The sequence below is a fragment of the Salana multivorans genome (assembly GCF_003751805.1).
Taxonomy (GTDB): Bacteria; Actinomycetota; Actinomycetes; order Actinomycetales; family Beutenbergiaceae; genus Salana; species Salana multivorans.
This window is the reverse complement of the sequence record NZ_RKHQ01000001.1, coordinates 859524-876755: the sequence shown is the minus strand read 5'-3', so window position 1 is coordinate 876755 and position 17232 is coordinate 859524. Positions and strand designations below refer to the sequence as shown.

Below are 17232 nucleotides of genomic sequence, written 5' to 3'. Positions count from 1 at the left end.
GTCCCGGGGTCCATTATGCAAACTTGCAACGTTCTCTTGCAAGAAGGAGGAGGTGGTCGCGCGGTAGCCTCCTGACCGGACGATGGGAGAGGGAGAGATGTCGCGAACGGAACCCGAGGGCGGGGCCCGGCGCCGGACCCGGGCGCCCCAGGGGTCGGCCAGCCTCGCCGAGATCGCCGAGATCGCGGATGTCAGCGAGGCGACGGTGAGCCGGGTGCTGAACCGCCGGTACGGCGTGTCCTCGGCCACCCGGCAGGCGGTCGAGGACGCGCTGCGCACGGTCGGCTACGAGCGACCGATGGCCGACGAGCTCGTGCTGCTCCTCACCCCGAGCCTCACCAACCCGATCTTCGCCCGCCAGGCCGAGCGGATCGAGAACGCGCTCAGCCCGTACGGCCTGAAGACGGTGATCTGCCAGGTGTACCCGGGCACCGTGCAGGAGCGCGACTACGTCGCCGCCCTCCTCGGCTCGGGCGTCGCGGCGATCGTGTTCCTGTCGTCGAGCAACACGATCCGGCACGCCGACCACCGCGTCGTCCGGCTCGTCGAGTCGCGCGGCATCCCGTACCTCAGCATCAACGGCGGGTTCCCGGAGTCGGACGCACCCGTCGTCTCGACGGACGACTGGCGCGCCGCCGAGATCGCCGTCGCCTACCTGCACGACCTCGGCCACCGCCGGATCGGCCTGCTGGCCGGCCCCGTCGGCAACACCCCCGCCGACCGTCGCGTCGAGGGGTTCCTCCAGGCGATGCGCAGCCGCGGGGTCGACGCGGAGGACCTCGTCGTGCGGGCGCACTTCAACGCCGAGGGCGGGACGCAGGCGGCGTCGGCCCTGCTGGCGCGGCAGGTCACCGCGCTCGTGGCGTCGAGCGACGAGATGGCGCTCGGCGCCTACCGGGCGATCGCCCGGGCCGGTCTCAGCGTGCCGCGCGACGTCTCCGTCATCGGCTACGACGACTCACCCCTCCTCGACTACACCGACCCCCCGCTCACGACGGTGCGCCAGCCCATCGAGCGCATCGCCGAGCACGTCGGCCACCTCGCGACCGAGCTCATCGCGGGACGCGAGGTGCCCGAGACCGAGGTGCTCGTCGAGCCCGAGATCCGGCTGCGTGGCTCGACGGGTCCGCTCCGGGTCGAGCGGACGGCTCGGTCCGCGGTGGGGCAGCGCGGCGAGGACGAGCCCGGCGAGGAGCCCGGGCGACCGTGACGGAGGCGGCCGGCCGGGCGTGACCTGCCGGCTCGTGTCTCCGGGCTGGGCCCGCGACGCCGGGGCGGCCCGGCGGGTCAGGCGAACGCGCCGGCGATCGCCTCCGCGATGCGCGCGAGGACCGGCCGCGGCGTCGCGAGGTTGACCCGGATGAACCCGGGCAGGCCGCAGCTCGCCCCGTCGTTGATCGCGACGCCGACCCGCTCGCGCAGGTAGGCGGCCAGGTCGGCCGGCGGTCGCTCGCCCTCCGGCGTGCGCGCCTCGCGCAGGTCGACCCAGGCGAGGTAGGTGCCCTCGGGCTGGCGGTGCCGCGCGCCCGCGATGCCGGCGACGGCGCGCGCGAACGTCTCGCGGTTGTCGGCGAGGTAGGCGAGGACGGCGGCGCGCCAGGGCTCGCCGCGCTCGAACGCGACCGCGTTCGCGAGCACGCCGACCGTCGCCGGCTCCAGCCCGGCGAGCGTCGTGGGGCGGCGCAGGACCTGGGCCAGCTCGGGGTCGGTCGCGAGGAGCTGCGCGCACTTGAGGCCCGCGAGGTTCCACGTCTTCGACGCCGACACCGCCGTCACGGTGTGTGCGGCCGTCCGCGCGTCGATGCTCGCGTACGGGACGTGCGGGAGGCCGTCGAAGCGCAGCGGGGCGTGGATCTCGTCGCTGAACACGAGGGCGCCGTGCCGCTCGACCACGTCGGCGATCTCAAGCTGCTCCTCGCGGGTGAGGACGCGACCGACCGGGTTCCAGGGATTGCACAGGATCAGCAGCGGGCGGGCGCCGGCCTCGCGGGAGCGCCGGCCCGCCTCGGCGAGGGCGGCGTCGAGCGTGGCGAGGTCGTGGCGCCACACGCCCCCGTCGTCGACCCGGGCCGGTGCGAGCACGACGTCGTGGCCGACCGCCTGCGGCCGGGTGAGGAACGGCATGTAGGCCGGTGTGGTGACGACGGCGACGGACCCGGCACCCGCGACGTGGTCGAGGGCGACGCGCAGCGCCTGGAGCACGTCGGGGACGAGATGGACGTCCTCGGGGGCGACCGCCCAGCCGCACTCGCGCCGGTACCAGTCGCTGGTGGCCGCGCGGGTGCGCGCCGCGAGCGAGGGGGCGATGTAGCCGTAGGCACCGCGCTCGACGGCGGAGGTGAGCGCGGTGCGGACCGGGGCGGCGGGCAGGAAGTCCATCTCGGCGACCCAGGCCCCGAGGCAGTCGGGGAACGCGGTCCACTTGAGGCTGCCGCGCGCGACGAGCTCGTCGACCGTCGTGGCGTCGGCGAGCGCCGGGTCGAAGCCGCCGGTGTCGGGGCCGTCGATGCCGGTGGAGGGGCCCTGGCCGACGGATGAGCTGGAGACGTCGAGATCGGTCACCCCGACAGCCTAGGTCGGATGCCCGCGCCGCGGGGCGCCCTGCGCCGGGGTCCCGCGCGCTGGCCTGAGAGACTCGGGCCCATGCGGAACCACCACCTCGAGCCCGGGCCGGAGACCTGTCACGGCTCGTTCTCCCGCGATCTCGCACCCGTCCTGACGATCGATCCCGGCGACACGATCTCCTTCGGGACGCTCGACGGCGACTGGCTGGTCGAGTCGCTCCCCGGTCCGCCCCCGCGGCACGGCGCGGCGGTGGCGTGGCGACGCCCCGGTCTCGACGACGGTCATGCGCTCATCGGTCCTGTCGCGGTCGCCGGCGCGCGTCCCGGGTCGACGGTCCGCGTGCGGTTCCTGGAGATCGTCCCAGCGTCGTGGGGATGGAGCAGGGTGGGTGGCCGCCCCGTCGAGCACGACCGACGGCTCGGGATCGACGGGGGAGAGGCGCACTACCTGCGCTGGGATCTCGACCCCGTCACCGGGCTCGCGACGAGCAACGAGGGCCACCGCGTCAGGATGCGTCCGTTCCTCGGCGTGGTCGGGGTGGCGCCGGAGGAGTCGGGTCGGCTCTCGACCCACCCGCCTCGGCGCACGGGAGGGAACATCGACTTCAAGGACCTCGTCGTCGGGACCGACCTCTACCTCCCGGTGGCCGTCGACGACGCCCTCGTCTCCTTCGGGGACGGACACGCGGTCCAGGGGGACGGCGAGTCGGGCGCGACGGCCGTCGAGTGCCCGATGGAGCGCGTGCGCGTCCAGGTCGACCTGATCGCGGGGCTCGCGCTCGACGGTCCGCGGGCGAGGACGCACGAGGGATGGGTGACGTTCGGGTTCGCCCCGTCGCTGGACGATGCGGCGTTCGACGCGCTCAGCGAGATGGGGGACCTGCTGGCCGAGCGGCTGGGCTGTGGGCGCAAGGAGGCGATGAACCTGGCCGGTCAGGTGGTGGACCTGCGGGTCACGCAGATCGTCAACGGCGTCAAGGGCGTCCACGCCGTCGTCTCGCACGACGCGCTCGCGATGCTCGCCGGCAGGTGAGCGGGCCGAGTCGCCGGGCGACCCCGCGAACCCCGGCAACCCCGGCGGCGCGCGGCTCCTACCGGCCCGGGGCTGGTTCGGGACTCGCCCCGTAGGCCAGCGCGCTGTCCCTCACGCGCGACTGCGCGAGCGCCCAGCGTCCGGTCGGGGTGAGGAGCGCGAGCGCGAGGGCGACGAACGTGAGGCCACCCGCGATGACGAGCACGACCTGGACCGACCAGACGTCGGCGAGCGGCCCGAACACCCCGACCCCGAGCGGCATCGAGACCGCCCCCACGATGCCGAGGAAGCCGAACACCCGGCCCTGCCGCTCCATCGGGACGACCTCCTGGATGATCGTCGTCGACGGGGTGGAGAACGCCGGAACGGCCAACCCGAACAGGAACATGAAGACGAGGAACACCCACAGCACGGGTGACAGGCCGAGGCCGAGGGTGCACACGGCGAACGCGACCGAGCCGATGAGGATGAGCTGGATCCGTCCGGTCCTGGCACCCCACCAGCCGATCGTGGCCCCCGCGATCATCATGCCGATCGAGAACGCGAGCTCGAGGGCCGTGAGCTTCCACATCTCCTCGCCGAAGGTGCGCGCCACCATGAGCGGGGTGAGGAACGACGGCGCTCCGCCCAGCAGCATGACGACGAAGAACAGCCCGAGGAGCCAGCGCACGAGCCGGTGCCCGCTGATGTACCGGACGCCCCCGACGAGGTCGGCGAAGTATGCCGGTCGCTCCTGCCCGGCCGTCCGGCGCAGGGTCGGGACCGGGACGAGGGCGAGGAAGCCGATGCCGATGACGGCGGTGGCGACGTCGATGAAGAGGATCGAGCCGATCTCGAGGTTCGCGTAGAGGATGGCCGCGATCGCCGGGGCCAGCAGCATCATCCCCGCCTGGATCGACTGGTTGAGTCCGTTGATCCGCAGGAGCTGGCTCGCCGGAACGATCTGCGGCACGAGGGCTCCGACCGCCGGGGTCTGGATGCCGGCCCCGGCCGAGCGCACGGCCATGACGGCGTAGATCAGCCACAGGTCGCCCGATCCGCGCAGCATGAGGACGGCGAGCGCCAGGGTGGCCACGGCGATCGCGGCGTCCGCGCCCATCACCAGGTACTTGCGGTTGTGCCGGTCCGCCCACACCCCGCCGAAGATCGAGATGACCGCCTGCGGCACGAACCCGAAGATCGTGGCGAGCGCGAGGACCGTGCCCTCCTTCGTCGTGAGCGTGAGGTACCACATGACGGCGTACTGCACGAGCATCGAGCCGAACAGGGAGACCGTCTGGCCCCCGAGGAAGAGCACGACGTTGCGCACCCAGTTCTCCGGGACGGGGGCGGCGTCGACCTCGGCCGCGTCGGCCGCCTCGGTCGCGGGGATGTCGGGTTCGAGCATGGGGTCCATGGTGGAGTAGACCACCGACGGGCGGAAAACTCATTTGTCGGGAGCCCGATCGTCGGATCCGTCTGCCGGGGGCGCCTCGCGAGGGTCAGCGCGCCGGGCCGGCTCGGCCGCGCGTCGCTCGCCGGACGCGCCGCCCGTCGTCGTCCGGGCGCGCGCCGGACGACCACGCGCTCGACGACCCGGACGCGCCCGTCACTCCCGAAGGCGCGAGGAGCGGCGCAGCCGCAGGAGGAGCGCGACGACAGCGCCGACGATCGCGACCGCGACGAGCGCGGCGACCCAGCCCGGCAGGTCGGCGGGCGTCGGGGGTCCCGACGGGCTCGGGGTGGCGGTGCCGTCGGCGAGCAGGAGAGCGAGCGACAGGGGCATCGGGTGGTCCTTCCACGCGTCGCTCCATCGTAGGAGCAGCCGCGCGCGAACTCGGGTGTTGCGCTGGACACATGGGCTGGCTATAGTTCAGGAATCGATCTACGGAATCGATTCCTCATGGAGGTAGCAATGAAGCTAGCAGGGCGGAACGTCGCCATCACCGGCGTCGGTCCCGAGACGGGTCTCGGGCGCGGGTTCGCCGAGGCCTTCGCCGCCGAGGGAGCCAACCTGTCGATCAACCACCTCGGTCCGGTCGACGACGCGATGGCCGAGCTGGTCGCGCGGCTGGAGTCCACGGGGGTGCGCGTCGCGCTCACGCGGGGCGACATCTCCACCGAGGAGGTGGCGCGCGAGCTCGTGGAGCGCACCGTCGCCGAGCTCGGGTCGATCGACGTGCTCCTGAACAACGCGTACGTCACCGACCAGCACCTCGTGCAGGACATCACGCCGGAGACGTGGGACCGGGTGCTGGCCGTCAACCTGCGCAGCGTCTACCTCACCTGCCACTTCGCCGTGCCGCACATGATCGCCGCCGGCTTCGGGCGGATCATCAACATGGCCTCGCAGATCGGCCAGAAGGGTGGGGTCGAGCACAGCCACTACGCGGCGTCGAAGGCCGGCATCATCGGGTTCACCAAGTCGATCGCGCTCGAGCTCGGCCAGCACGGCATCACGGCCAACTGCATCGCGCCGGGCCCGATCCAGACCGCCGTGATGGCCACCGTGAACCCGGCGTGGCGCGAGCGCAAGCTCGCCGAGCTCGCCCTCCCGAGGTTCGGGCAGGTCGACGAGGTCACGCCCACCGCGATCCTGCTCGCCTCCGAGCCCGACGGGAACATCTACACGGGTCAGACCCTCGGCCCCAACTCAGGGGACGTGATGCCGTGAGCGCGCCGTGGGGCTCTCCCGATCCGGGCGACGGTCACGCGCGCGAGACGGCCGGCCCCCGCGACACGGGAGCGACTCACCCCGTCGACGTCGACAGGGGTGACCTCGGCAGGGACGGCGTCGATCCCGGCGACGGCGCCGTCCTCCTCACGGCCGTCGGCGTCACGAAGGCCTACGGCGGCGTCCCCGCGCTCACGGACGGGCGCATCACGCTCCGCCGTGGGGAGGTCCACGCGATCATGGGCGAGAACGGCGCCGGCAAGTCGACGCTCATGAAGATCCTGACGGGGTCGGAGACGGCCGACTCCGGCGAGATCGTCTACCGGGGGCAGCCGTTCACGTACACCAGGCCGCACGAGATCCAGGCGGCCGGCATCTCGATCGTCTACCAGGAGTTCAACCTCCTGCCGGATCTCACGGTCGCGCAGAACGTCTACCTCGGTCGCGAGCCCGGGTCCGGCCTGCCGGGCTTCATCTCGGACCGCGCGCTGCGCCGCAGGGTCGAGGAGCTGTTCGCCCGGATCGGCGTCCCGGTCGATCCCGGTCGTCTCGTGCGGGACCTGAGCGTGGCGGAGCAGCAGATGGTCGAGATCGCCAAGGCGCTCTCCCACGACTGCGACGTGCTGATCCTCGACGAGCCGACGGCAGCTCTCACGGACTCCGAGATCGACGCGCTCTTCGCGGTCATCCGCGACCTGCGCTCGAACGGAGTCGCCATCGCCTACATCTCCCACCGGATGAGCGAGCTCGCACGCATCGTCGACCGCGTCACCGTCATGCGGGACGGCGCCTTCGTCGCGGAGCACCGGTTCGCCGACCTGCACATGGACGACCTCATCCGCGAGATGGTCGGGCGGGAGATCACCAACCAGTACCCAGCGCGCCTCGCGCTGGACGTGGGCGAGCCGACGCTCGAGGTGCGCGGCCTGTCGACGTCGCTGCTCCGGGACATCTCCTTCACCGCTTATCGGGGGCAGGTGCTCGGCATCGCCGGGCTGGTCGGCGCCGGGCGCACCGAGCTGGCCCGCGCCGTCTTCGGGGCCGACCCGCGCGCGTCCGGAACCGTTCTCCTGCACGGCCGACCCGTGACCATCCGTGCCCCGCACCAGGCCATCGCCCACGGCATCGGATACGTGACGGAGGACCGGAAGAACGACGGCCTCATGCTCGAGCTGGGCATCGAGCAGAACATCCTGCTGGCGAGCTACCCGAGGTTCACGCGCGGCGGGTTCGTCGCCGAGCGGGCCGCCCGCGAGGCGGCGGGCGAGCTCGTGTCGCGCCTGCGGATCAAGGTCGCCGGCCTCGGCCAGGAGGCGGGCACGCTGAGCGGCGGCAACCAGCAGAAGGTCGTCCTGGCGAAGTGGCTGTGCACGCGCGCCGAGGTCCTGATCTTCGACGAGCCGACCCGAGGGATCGACGTCGGGGCCAAGTACGAGATCTACGAGCTGATCCTCGCGCTCGTTCGCGAGGGCATGACGGTGATCGTCATCTCCTCCGAGCTGCCCGAGGTGCTCGGCATCACCGACCGGATCCTCGTGATGGCCGAGGGCCGGATCACCGCGGACCTGCTGACCGCCGAGACCTCCCAGCAGGAAATCACCCAGTACGCCATGAACCACCTTGGGAGCTGACCCGTGACCACCGAGCCAACCGCCCGTCCGAGGCAGACCCGTCGCGGCCTCCAGCTCCAGCGTCTCGGCGCCGTTGCCGGCCTGGTCGTCCTGATCATCGGGTTCGCCGTGAGCTCGCCCCCGTTCCTGCAGGTCAACAACCTGCTCAACATCGCGACGCAGACGTCCGTCATCGCCATCATCGCGATCGGCCAGACGTACGTCATCATCACCGGCGGCATCGACCTCTCGGTCGGCGCGATCGCCGCGCTCGCCGGCGTGCTGACCGCCGACCTGCTCAGGGCCGAGGTGCCGATCCCCCTCGCGATCCTCGTCGGGCTCCTCGGCGGGACGTTCGTCGGAGCGCTCAACGGCGTCCTCATCGCCTACGGGAAGATCCCACCGTTCATCGCGACGCTCGGCATGCTGGGGATCGCCCGCGGTGCCGTCCTGGTCATGACCAACGGCTCGCCCGTGTCCGGCCTGCCACGGGCCTTCTCCTGGCTCGGCAACGGGTCGGTCCTCGGGATCCCGTTCCCGGCCGTTCTCATGCTCGTGCTGTGCGCCGTCGTCGGATGGGTCCTGCTCAAGAGCCGGTTCGGTCGCGGGGTCTTCGCCATCGGCAGCAACGAGAAGACCGCGTTCCTGTCCGGCCTCCACGTGCCGAGGATCAAGATCGGCGTCTACGCGGTCAGCGGCCTGCTCTCAGCGATCGCCGGCGTGATCCTCACCTCGCGCCTCGTCTCGGCCGCTCCCACCGCAGGCGAGGGCTACGAGCTCGACTCGATCGCCGCGACCGTCATCGGCGGAGCCAGCCTCTCCGGTGGCGTCGGCGGCATCGGGGGGACCCTCATCGGCGCCCTCGTCATGGGCGTCCTGCGCAACGGTCTCAACCTCCTCGGCGTCTCCTACTACTGGCAGCAGATCGCCATCGGCGTCGTCATCATCGCGGCCGTCTGGCTCGATGCCCTGCGCCGCCGGCGCACCCGCTGACGAGAGGCGCGACGCCCGTCGCCGTCACGTCGGTCCGAGCAGTACCCACGAAAGGAAGTCCACCATGAAGAAGCTCCTGTCGCTGGCCACCGTCGGCGCCTGTGCGCTGTTGCTCGCTGCCTGTGGTGGTGGGACCACCGGGGGCGGCACCGACGCCACCACCGATGGCCAGACCAGCACGGACGCCCCAGCCGAGGGCGGCGTCATCGGCGTCATCCCGAAGTCGACGCTCTACGACTACTGGACCTCGGTCCAGATCGGCGCGGAGAACGCCGCCAAGGAGAACGGGTACACGATCGCGTTCCAGGGCACGGCGACCGACACGGACTCCGAGGGCCAGGTGAAGATCGTCGAGGACTTCATCACCCGCGGCGTCGAGGCCATCGTCATCTCCCCGGTCGACCCGGACGCGCTCGTGCCCGCGCTGGAGCGGGCCGACGCCGCCGGCATCCCGGTCGTCATCATCGACGGCCAGCTCAACTCCGACGTCCCGCGCTCGACCGTCTCGACCGACAACGTCGCCGCGGGCGCCCTCGCGGCGCAGAACATGGCCGAGCTCATCGGTGAGCCCGGCGAGGTCGCCGTCGTCAACGAGGTCGCCGGCTCGGTCCAGGGCATGGCCCGCGAGGAGGGCTTCACGTCCCAGATCGAGAAGGACGGCTACTCGCTGCTCAACACCTTCTTCAGCGAGGGCGACCGGAACAAGGCCCTCAACATCACGCAGGACATCTTCTCCTCCCACCCGGGGATCAAGGGGATCTTCGCCACCAACGAGGGCACGACCGTCGGTGTCTCGCTCGGCGTGAGCGGTGCCGACAAGGCGGGTGAGGTGGTCGTGGTCGGCTTCGACAGCTCGGACGACATCCTCCAGGCGATCCGCGACGGAGTCGTCAGCGGCACGGTGACCCAGGACCCGGCCGGCATCGGGTTCGCGGGCGTGACGAATGCCATCAAGGCCATCCGGGGGGAGAGCGTCGACGCCGTCGTCGACGTCCCCGCCGCGTTCGTCGACGCGACGAACATCGACGACAAGGACGTCCAGCAGGTCCTCAAGCCCGCCCGCACGTAGGCGGAGCGAGCGGGGGCGGGGCGGCATCACCCGCCCCGCCCCCGCCGCAGCCCCGTCTCCCCACCGCCCCGTCTCGGAAGGACACAGAAGAATGGCCCAGAGGATCGTCGACCTCACTCTCACCATCAGCGACAACATGCCGGTGCAGGCCGCGTTCCAGCGCCCGGTGTACGTCACGCTGCAGACCCACGAGTCCAGCCTGGCGATGGGGTCGGGAACCCCCGATGACCCCCACACCTCGTCGTGGAAGTACCTCGGGATGGTGGAGCACACGGGGACCCACGTCGACGCCTTCTTCCACATGAACCCGAACGGTCTGACGATCGATCGGATGCCGCTGGAGATGTTCTTCGGGAAGGCGGTCTGCTTCGACATGACCCACGTGCCGGACCTGGGGGAGATCACCGTCGAGGACCTCGAGGAGGCGCAGCGCCGGACGGGCATCACGGTCGACGGGCACATCGTCCTGCTCAACACGGGCTTCCACCGCCGGCACTACCCGGACCCCCACCTGTTCGACGTGAACCCCGGTCTCTCGGTCGAGGCGACGCACTGGCTGGCCGACCACGGCTCGGTCATCCACGGCGTGGAGGGTCCGTCGACCGACATCATGTCCACGAACCTCTTCCCCAGCCACCGTGTGTGCCGCGACCGCGGGATCACCCACTACGAGTGGCTGGTCAACCTCGAGGAGCTCGTCGGAAAGGGCGAGTTCGTCTTCTACGGCGTGCCGCTGCGTCTCGACGCGGGCACCGGTTCGCCGGTGCGTGCTTTTGCCATCGTCGAGGAGTAGAAGGGGAGTGGTGAAGGTGAGCGGAGGGGAGTTCTGATGGCGAAGGGCGATGCCCAACGGGTCGCGACGATTCTGGACGTCGCAGCGGCCGCCGGGGTCTCCCGCACGACCGTGTCGCGCTACCTCAGCCAGCAGTTCGGCTCGATGTCGCCCGCGACGAAGGCCCGCATCGACGCGGCCGTGGCCGAGCTCAGCTACCGGCCGAGCCGGCTGGCCCGCGGCCTGCGGCAGGACAAGAGCTTCACGATCGGCTTCGTCGTCCCGGACATCACGAATCCCTTCGCGATCAGCGTCCTGCGCGGAGCCGAGTCCGTCGCGGAGAAGCGCGGGTACATGCTCATGGTCTGCAACAGCGACCGCGACCCGGTCAAGGAGCGCCGCTACCTCGACGTGCTGCGCTCGTACGGCATCGACGGGCTGCTCATCTTCACCACGGGCCACAACGACGAGGTCGTGCGCGAGCTCGCCGCGGGCCCGGTGCCGATCGTGCTGGTGGACCAGGACATCCAGGACGCGGAGCTGGACCTGGTCGGGAGCGACAACGTCCGAGCCGTCGAGGACGCCGTCGAGCACCTGGTCGAGGCCGGCTACGACGACGTCGCCTACTTCACCGACGTCATCGGCTCGACGACCTCGCGGGCCGAGCGGGCCGACGTCTTCCGCACGCGGTTCGCGCCGCACGCGACCGTCTCGGCCCGGGTCTACGAGGCGGACGTGCGCGACGACGCCCAGCTCGACGCCCAGCTCGAGGCGTTCCTCGCCGACCCTCGTGGCCGCAGGAGGTGCCTGTTCGCGGGGCACGGCGTCATGATGCTCCGCCTCTACAGCCGGCTGAAGGAGCGCGGGCTGCGGATCCCGGACGAGATCTCGCTGCTGGGGTTCGACGACGACGAGTGGGCTCGCTCGGCCGAGCCGCCGCTCACCACCATCTCCCAGTCGACCCGCGACATCGGGGCACGCGCCACCGAGCTGCTCCTTGACCACATCGACGGTTCGGTCGAGTCGCGCACGGTGACCCGGCTGCCGGCCAGGCTCGTCGTGCGCCGCTCGACGCTGCCGTCCGGAGCGCACTAGGCGGGCGCCGAGCGGCGCGACCGCCTCGCACGAGCGGCGCGACCGCCTCGTGTCCACCGGCCGGCCCCGCCGGCCGACCCATCCGCCGGCGCGTCCGGTTCGACGCGCGCCTCGCACGAGCCGAACGCGTGCCTCGCGCGAGCCGAACGCGCACCGGCGACCACCCGACGAGGAGAACGACCGATGACACCACCCGTCCCGGTGCACCTGGCACCGACCGACGTCCCCGAGTACCGCCGAGCGATCGCGGCCGGCGGCGGCGAGGTCGTCGACGCCCCGCACGCCCGCGTGCTGGTGTGGTCGATCCACCGTGAGCCGGAGGCGCTCGCCCGCACCCTCGAGCGCTGCCCCCGGGTCGAGTGGGTGATGCTCCCGTCCGCCGGGGTGGACAGGTTCCTCGCCGCCGGCGTGCTCGACCCGTCGTTGACGTGGGTCTCGGCGAAGGGGGTCTACGCGCGGCCGGTCGCGGAGCACGCTCTGACGCTCACCCTCGCCCTGCTGCGCTCGATCCGGGAGCGCGCCCGCGCGGAGTCCTGGGGCGTCAAGCGGGGGCGGACGCTGTTCGGCTCGCGCGTGCTCGTCATCGGGGGCGGCGGCATCGCGCGGGAGCTCGCCGCGCTGCTCGTCCCGTTCGGCGTCCATCTCACCGTCTGCCGCCGCACCCCGGACCCGGTCGCGTTCGCGCACGCGACGATCGCACCGGACCGCGTCGCCGAGCACGTCGGCGACGCGGACGTCGTCGTCGTGGCCGTCCCGCTGTCGGACGCGACCCGCGGGATGGTCGACGCCGATCTGCTCGCCCGGATGAAGGAGAGCTCCGTCCTGGTGAACGTCGGCCGCGGGGCCGTGGTCGTGACGGACGACCTCGTCGACGCCCTCGCCGCCGGCACGATCGCGGGCGCGGGGCTCGACGTCACGGACCCGGAACCGCTGCCCGACGGGCACCCCCTCTGGTCGCAGGAGCTGGCGCTCATCACCCCGCACACGGCGAACACGCACGAGATGAACGTGCCGCTCTTCGCCGACCGGATCGTGGAGAACCTCGAGCGGTACGCGGCGGGACGCCGACCACGGGGGCTGGTCGACGTGGCGGCGGGCTACTGATGGCGACGCACCAGGACGGCGGAGCCGTTGCCGCCGTGCTCACGGCGCTGCGGCTCGCATCCGCACGCCGGGACGTGAACGCGTTCGCTGGGCTCCTGCCCGAGCCGGCGCTCGCCGCCGCCGAGCGCTCGGACGCCCGGCGGGCGAGCGGGAGCCGACTCGGCCGGCTCGACGGGGTGCCGTACGCCGTCAAGGACAACGTCTTCGTCGCCGGTGCGCCCGTCACGTGGGGGAGCAGGTGCTGGGCCGGACACCGTGCCGAGCGCTCGGACGTCTGCGTGGAGCGGATGGACGCGGCGGGTGCGGTGCTCGTGGGGACGACGACGATGCCCGAGCTGGCGGTCGGTCAGACGACGTCGAGCGCTGCCTACGGGACGACCCGCAACCCCGTCGACCCGCGCCTGACGCCGGGAGGCTCGTCCGGTGGCTCCGCCGCGGCCGTCGCCGCCGGGATCGTCCCCGTCGCGCTCGGGACGGACGCGGGCGGCTCGACGCGGGCGCCGGCGAGCCTCACGGGCCTGTACGGGCTCAGGACCGCGGCGGGCGTCGTGCCCCGGGTCAACGGGTTCCCCCAGCTCGTCCCCGGGTTCCAGACGATCGGGATCCTCTCCGCCGACCTCGACCTGGTGGTCGCCGCGCTCTCGGCGATGCGCGGGCCCGATCCCCGCGACCCCGGTTCGCTCCTGACCCGCCGGGTGGCGCCGTGGCCGGGTCGGCTGCGCGTCGCCGTCATCACCTCGGTCGAGCGGGTGCGCGTCGATCCGGTCGTGCTGGCCCGCGTCGCCGCCGTCGCCGAGCGGCTGCGGACGCTCGGCGCGGTCGTGCGCGAGGTGCCGGCTCCCTACTCCTGGTCCGGGTTGCGCGAGGCGTGGGACACCATGGCCGCCGTCGGGATCGCCGCCGCGCTGGCCGACGCCCCCGGCCCCGGCCCGGCGCACGACGGGCTGCTCGCGGCCGCGGCGCGGGCGGCCGACGTCGACGGAGCCGACTACCTGCGTGCGCTGACCTCCGTCGCGCACCTGCGGGCGGAGGCCGAGGAGAGGCTGTGGGACCACGACCTCGTGCTGTGCCCGACCACCCTCACGGCGGCGTGGCCGGCGGACGGGGGCGACCCGGTGCTGAGCGACGGCACCTCGCCGGACCCGGGTGACCTCGGCGCGTTCACCCACTGGGTCAACGCCGTCGGGTGGGCGGCGCTGTCGGTACCGGTCGAGCCGTTCGACGACGGACGGCCGATCGGCGTCCAGCTCGTGGCGGCCCGGGGTGGGGAGGACCTGCTGCTGGAGGTCGCGGGCATGCTCGCGAGCGCGTCGGCCACCGGGGACATCGAGACGTCGGGGCCAGGGTCCCGGCGGGAGGGAGCGCGCGGATGAGGGTCATGGTCACGGGAGGGACGGGAACGGTCGGGCTGGCCGTCGTCGACCTGCTCGCGGCGCGGGGGTTCGACGTGGTCGTCTACGCCGCGTCGCCGTCGGCCCCGGTGGCCCGGGCCATCGGGGGCATGGCGCGTCCGGTCGAGATCGTCGAGGGCGACGTGCGCGACGGGAGGCGCCTGCGGGAGGTCATGACGAGCCGGAGGATCCACTCGGTCGTGCACGGCGCCGCGATCACGCCGGGGCCCGAGCGCGAGCGCGACGACCCGTCGACGGCGCTCGCGGTCAACGTCGTCGGTCCGTCGACCGTGCTCACGGCCTTCGACGACACCTGCCAGGGCAGGTTCGTGCACCTCGGGTCCATCGCGGCCTACGGGAGCGCGTCGGTGCGCGAGGACCTGCTCGTGGAGGAGACCGGTCAGGAACGCCCGGAGAGCCTCTACGAGATCACGAAGCTGGCCGGGGAGAGCGCCGTGCTGCGCGTCGCTGACCTGCGCGGTCGCGAGGCGGTCAGCCTCCGGCTCGGTGACGTGTTCGGCGCCTGGGAGCATCGGACCGCGGTTCGAGACGCGACCAGCGCCCCGTTCCAGGCGCTCGCCGCCGCGCTGGCCGGCCGGGAGATCGTTCTGCCGAGGGCAGGGCGCAAGGCCTGGGTCTACACGCTCGACGTCGCGGAGTCGGTGGTGGCGGCGCTCACGGCGCCGCGGCTCGACCACGCGATCGTCAACGTGAGCTCGCCCTTCGTCTGGTCGGTCCTCGAGTGGTCGCTGGCGCTCTCGGAGCACCTGCCGGGCGCGCGGGTGCGGGTCGACGAGGCGGACGCGAACGTGCGGATGTTCGCCGACAACGCGCCGATGTCGCTGGAGCGGGGGGTGGCTCTCGGGTATCGCGCCGCCTACGGGATGCCGCGGGCGCTGGAGCACTACCTCGCCTGGGCGCGTGACCACCCCGACTTCATGGCGTGACGACGCCGGCCCCGAGGGCAGCCGGCCGCCCTCGGCGCGTCGACGGCTCGGGCCCAGCGGACGGCGGCGCCGACGCGGCCGGACGTGAGAGTCTGTGGGCCATGCCGAGCAGCCCCAGCGACCTCTTCCCCGGGAAGCACTTCATCTCGACGGTGCTGGAGGCGCTCGAGACCAAGACAGCGATGAGCGGCGACCTCGCCCGCCGCTACCTCATGCGCGCGGCGATGGCGGGCCTCGTCATCGGCCTCATGTACGGCACGTACTTCGCGGTCCTCGCGGCGTTCACGGACCTCGACGGGGACCGGGCGCTCCTGCTCGGCAAGATCGTCGGCGCGCTGTTCTTCGGCTGGGCCCTCGTCTTCATCTACTACAGCAAGTCCGAGCTGCTGACGTCGAACATGATGATCGTGACGATCGGGCTCTACCACCGGCGCACGACGATCCCCAAGGTGCTGCGCATCCTCGGCCTGTGCTTCCTCGGCAACTTTCTCGGCGGGCTCGTGTTCGCCGTGCTGCTGCGGTTCACGACGATCCCGTCGGGCGACGTCGGCGCGCAGATGACGGACGCGGTCGCGCACAAGCTCGCCTACGTCTCCGATGGCCTGAGCGGCTGGGGGAACCTGTTCGTCCGGGCGGTCCTGTGCAACTTCATGATCAACCTCGCGATGCTGCTCGTCTACAACGGGATCATCAAGGACGACCTGACGAAGTCGATCGTCATGGTGATGAGCGTGTTCGTGTTCGCGTTCCTCGGGTTCGAGCACTCGGTCGCGAACACCGTGCTGTTCACGATGGTCGGCCTGAGGGAGGGGATCGACGTCGGGCTCGCCGCCGGGAACGTCGCGATCGCGCTGCTGGGCAACTACGTCGGCGGCGGGCTGCTCATCGGCTGGTACTACGCCTACGTCAACGACGACAGCGGCTACGGCCGGGGTCCGGTCCGTCGCTGAGGCGCCGCCGAGCCGCGGAACGTTCCGGGGGCCGGAGGCTGGCGGCGCCCGCGCGGGAGCGTCACGCTGTCGGGGACACCCGGACCCCGAGGAGCCGACCATGACCATCAGCCACGGCGCCGACGTCGAGGCGCTGCGCCTCCTCGCCGACGAGATGCTCACGCACTCGGAGGTCTGCCTCCGCGTCGCGCTGCGCACGACCGCCGCGCTCGCCGACCTCTCCTGGCGCGGCCCCGACGCCGACCGCGCGCGAGCCGCGTGGGCGAGCACGCACGAACCCCACCTGCGCGAGACCTCGCGGCTGGTCGCCGGGGCGGCGCGACACGTCATCGACCAGGCCCGGGAGCAGGAGGACGCCAGCTCCGTCGGTGCGGGTGGCCCGCCGCCGGCAGGCCCGTCGCCCACGGGCCCGGCGCCCGCTGGCTCGGCGCCCGCGGGTGGCGCGACCGGCCGCGGGACGGGCTGGCGGGGGATGCTCGACCGCGCCATGGCGCTGGCGGGGACGACGGCGACGTCGCACGACCTCGCGCGCACCATCGGCATCCTCGTCGAGGAGGGGATCGACCTCGGCGCCGGCGGCTTCGCATCGGCCGAGGCGGCGCTCGACGCGGCGTCCCCAGCCCTGCGTCAGGTCGGCCGGCTCGCGTCGGCGCTCGGCGTCGCGGCGGACGCGCACGGCCTGCTGCGTGGGATCGAGCAGGGTGACTACTCGCAGATCGTCGGCTCGGGCGGCGGCCTCGCGATCGCCGGGGCGGGGGCGCTCGGCATGGGCGCCGCGGGGCCGGTCGGCGTCGCCTGGGGGCTCGGTCACGAGGCGGGGACCGCGATCTACGACGGCATGCAGGGCACGACGTACGGCGACATCGTCCGGGACATGAGCGACGAGGCGTTCCGGGAGAACGGCGCCTGGGGGATGGTCCAGGTCCCGGGCATCCTCGGCTTCGCCGCCTGGGAGCGGTGGGTCTCCGGCCGGCACGGCGACGCCGGTGGGGGCCGCTGACGCCCGTCCGCCCGGCGCGCCGCGCGCGGCGCGCCCCCCTGCCCCCGGCGG

16 protein-coding genes are annotated in these 17232 nt (G+C 72.5%); 13 read left to right on the top strand and 3 right to left on the bottom strand.

What is annotated here, in order from left to right; translation table 11 throughout:
- Nucleotides 1–97 precede the first annotated feature (97 nt).
- The gene (locus EDD28_RS04010) at nt 98–1210 is read left to right on the top strand and encodes a LacI family DNA-binding transcriptional regulator (protein ID WP_123738442.1); all 1113 of its coding nucleotides are present in this window, start codon (nt 98–100) and stop codon (nt 1208–1210) included.
- A 77-nt stretch (nt 1211–1287) separates the two neighbouring features.
- On the opposite strand, the gene EDD28_RS04005 is transcribed toward EDD28_RS04010, so the two are convergent.
- On the bottom strand, nt 1288–2562 hold the full coding sequence (locus tag EDD28_RS04005) for a MalY/PatB family protein (RefSeq protein WP_245967905.1): 1275 nt from the start codon (nt 2560–2562) through the stop codon (nt 1288–1290).
- 81 nt (nt 2563–2643) lie between these two features.
- Between EDD28_RS04005 and EDD28_RS04000 the strand changes: the two genes are divergently transcribed.
- Complete coding sequence (locus EDD28_RS04000) at nt 2644–3597, top strand: acetamidase/formamidase family protein (RefSeq protein WP_123738441.1); 954 nt, start codon at nt 2644–2646, stop codon at nt 3595–3597.
- Between the two features lie 58 nt (nt 3598–3655).
- On the opposite strand, the gene EDD28_RS03995 is transcribed toward EDD28_RS04000, so the two are convergent.
- The gene (locus EDD28_RS03995; RefSeq protein WP_123739911.1) at nt 3656–4984 is read right to left on the bottom strand and encodes an MFS transporter; all 1329 of its coding nucleotides are present in this window, start codon (nt 4982–4984) and stop codon (nt 3656–3658) included.
- 201 nt (nt 4985–5185) lie between these two features.
- Nucleotides 5186–5362 (bottom strand): hypothetical protein, encoded by a 177-nt coding sequence (locus EDD28_RS17255; RefSeq protein ID WP_170169346.1) that lies wholly within the window; start codon nt 5360–5362, stop codon nt 5186–5188.
- Between the two features lie 129 nt (nt 5363–5491).
- On the opposite strand from EDD28_RS17255, the gene EDD28_RS03990 reads away from it, so the two are divergent.
- The 11 genes from EDD28_RS03990 to EDD28_RS03940 all read left to right on the top strand — a co-directional run bounded on the left by EDD28_RS03990 (nt 5492) and on the right by EDD28_RS03940 (nt 17181).
- Nucleotides 5492–6250, top strand: coding sequence for an SDR family oxidoreductase (locus EDD28_RS03990; RefSeq protein ID WP_123738440.1), 759 nt, complete (start codon nt 5492–5494; stop codon nt 6248–6250).
- Nucleotides 6247–7881, top strand: coding sequence for a sugar ABC transporter ATP-binding protein (locus EDD28_RS03985; protein ID WP_123738439.1), 1635 nt, complete (start codon nt 6247–6249; stop codon nt 7879–7881). The genes EDD28_RS03990 and EDD28_RS03985 overlap by 4 nt, the downstream gene beginning before the upstream one ends.
- A 3-nt stretch (nt 7882–7884) precedes the next feature.
- Nucleotides 7885–8853 carry an ABC transporter permease gene (locus EDD28_RS03980; RefSeq protein ID WP_123738438.1) on the top strand — a complete coding sequence of 323 codons (969 nt, stop codon included), beginning with the start codon at nt 7885–7887 and terminating at the stop codon, nt 8851–8853.
- Nucleotides 8854–8917: 64 nt separating this feature from the next.
- A complete protein-coding gene (locus EDD28_RS03975; RefSeq protein WP_170169345.1) occupies nt 8918–9922 on the top strand; it encodes a substrate-binding domain-containing protein in 1005 nt (334 codons plus the stop codon).
- Between the two features lie 91 nt (nt 9923–10013).
- A complete protein-coding gene (locus EDD28_RS03970; protein WP_123738436.1) occupies nt 10014–10715 on the top strand; it encodes a cyclase family protein in 702 nt (233 codons plus the stop codon).
- Nucleotides 10716–10751: 36 nt separating this feature from the next.
- On the top strand, nt 10752–11789 hold the full coding sequence (locus EDD28_RS03965; RefSeq protein ID WP_123738435.1) for a LacI family DNA-binding transcriptional regulator: 1038 nt from the start codon (nt 10752–10754) through the stop codon (nt 11787–11789).
- A gap of 183 nt (nt 11790–11972) precedes the next feature.
- On the top strand, nt 11973–12893 hold the full coding sequence (locus tag EDD28_RS03960) for an NAD(P)-dependent oxidoreductase (RefSeq protein ID WP_123738434.1): 921 nt from the start codon (nt 11973–11975) through the stop codon (nt 12891–12893).
- Nucleotides 12893–14266, top strand: coding sequence for an amidase (locus tag EDD28_RS03955; protein ID WP_123738433.1), 1374 nt, complete (start codon nt 12893–12895; stop codon nt 14264–14266). The genes EDD28_RS03960 and EDD28_RS03955 overlap by 1 nt, the downstream gene beginning before the upstream one ends.
- On the top strand, nt 14263–15231 hold the full coding sequence (locus EDD28_RS03950; RefSeq protein WP_123738432.1) for an NAD-dependent epimerase/dehydratase family protein: 969 nt from the start codon (nt 14263–14265) through the stop codon (nt 15229–15231). The genes EDD28_RS03955 and EDD28_RS03950 overlap by 4 nt, the downstream gene beginning before the upstream one ends.
- Nucleotides 15232–15332: 101 nt before the next feature.
- Nucleotides 15333–16181: a formate/nitrite transporter family protein gene (locus tag EDD28_RS03945; protein WP_123738431.1), complete on the top strand. Its 849-nt coding sequence runs from the start codon at nt 15333–15335 to the stop codon at nt 16179–16181.
- A 100-nt stretch (nt 16182–16281) separates the two neighbouring features.
- Nucleotides 16282–17181: a hypothetical protein gene (locus tag EDD28_RS03940; RefSeq protein ID WP_123738430.1), complete on the top strand. Its 900-nt coding sequence runs from the start codon at nt 16282–16284 to the stop codon at nt 17179–17181.
- Nucleotides 17182–17232 lie beyond the last annotated feature (51 nt).

What these genes read in the sequence shown, in the direction of transcription:
- EDD28_RS03965 (WP_123738435.1), top strand. Translation starts at nt 10,752, where the DNA reads ATGGCGAAGGGCGATGCCCAACGGGTCGCGACGATTCTGGACGTCGCA.
- EDD28_RS17255 (WP_170169346.1), bottom strand. Translation starts at nt 5,362, where the DNA reads ATGCCCCTGTCGCTCGCTCTCCTGCTCGCCGACGGCACCGCCACCCCG.
- EDD28_RS03995 (WP_123739911.1), bottom strand. Translation starts at nt 4,984, where the DNA reads ATGCTCGAACCCGACATCCCCGCGACCGAGGCGGCCGACGCGGCCGAG.
- EDD28_RS04000 (WP_123738441.1), top strand. Translation starts at nt 2,644, where the DNA reads ATGCGGAACCACCACCTCGAGCCCGGGCCGGAGACCTGTCACGGCTCG.
- EDD28_RS04010 (WP_123738442.1), top strand. Translation starts at nt 98, where the DNA reads ATGTCGCGAACGGAACCCGAGGGCGGGGCCCGGCGCCGGACCCGGGCG.
- EDD28_RS03940 (WP_123738430.1), top strand. Translation starts at nt 16,282, where the DNA reads ATGACCATCAGCCACGGCGCCGACGTCGAGGCGCTGCGCCTCCTCGCC.
- EDD28_RS03975 (WP_170169345.1), top strand. Translation starts at nt 8,918, where the DNA reads ATGAAGAAGCTCCTGTCGCTGGCCACCGTCGGCGCCTGTGCGCTGTTG.
- EDD28_RS03955 (WP_123738433.1), top strand. Translation starts at nt 12,893, where the DNA reads ATGGCGACGCACCAGGACGGCGGAGCCGTTGCCGCCGTGCTCACGGCG.
- EDD28_RS03970 (WP_123738436.1), top strand. Translation starts at nt 10,014, where the DNA reads ATGGCCCAGAGGATCGTCGACCTCACTCTCACCATCAGCGACAACATG.
- EDD28_RS03990 (WP_123738440.1), top strand. Translation starts at nt 5,492, where the DNA reads ATGAAGCTAGCAGGGCGGAACGTCGCCATCACCGGCGTCGGTCCCGAG.
- EDD28_RS03960 (WP_123738434.1), top strand. Translation starts at nt 11,973, where the DNA reads ATGACACCACCCGTCCCGGTGCACCTGGCACCGACCGACGTCCCCGAG.
- EDD28_RS03945 (WP_123738431.1), top strand. Translation starts at nt 15,333, where the DNA reads ATGCCGAGCAGCCCCAGCGACCTCTTCCCCGGGAAGCACTTCATCTCG.
- EDD28_RS03950 (WP_123738432.1), top strand. Translation starts at nt 14,263, where the DNA reads ATGAGGGTCATGGTCACGGGAGGGACGGGAACGGTCGGGCTGGCCGTC.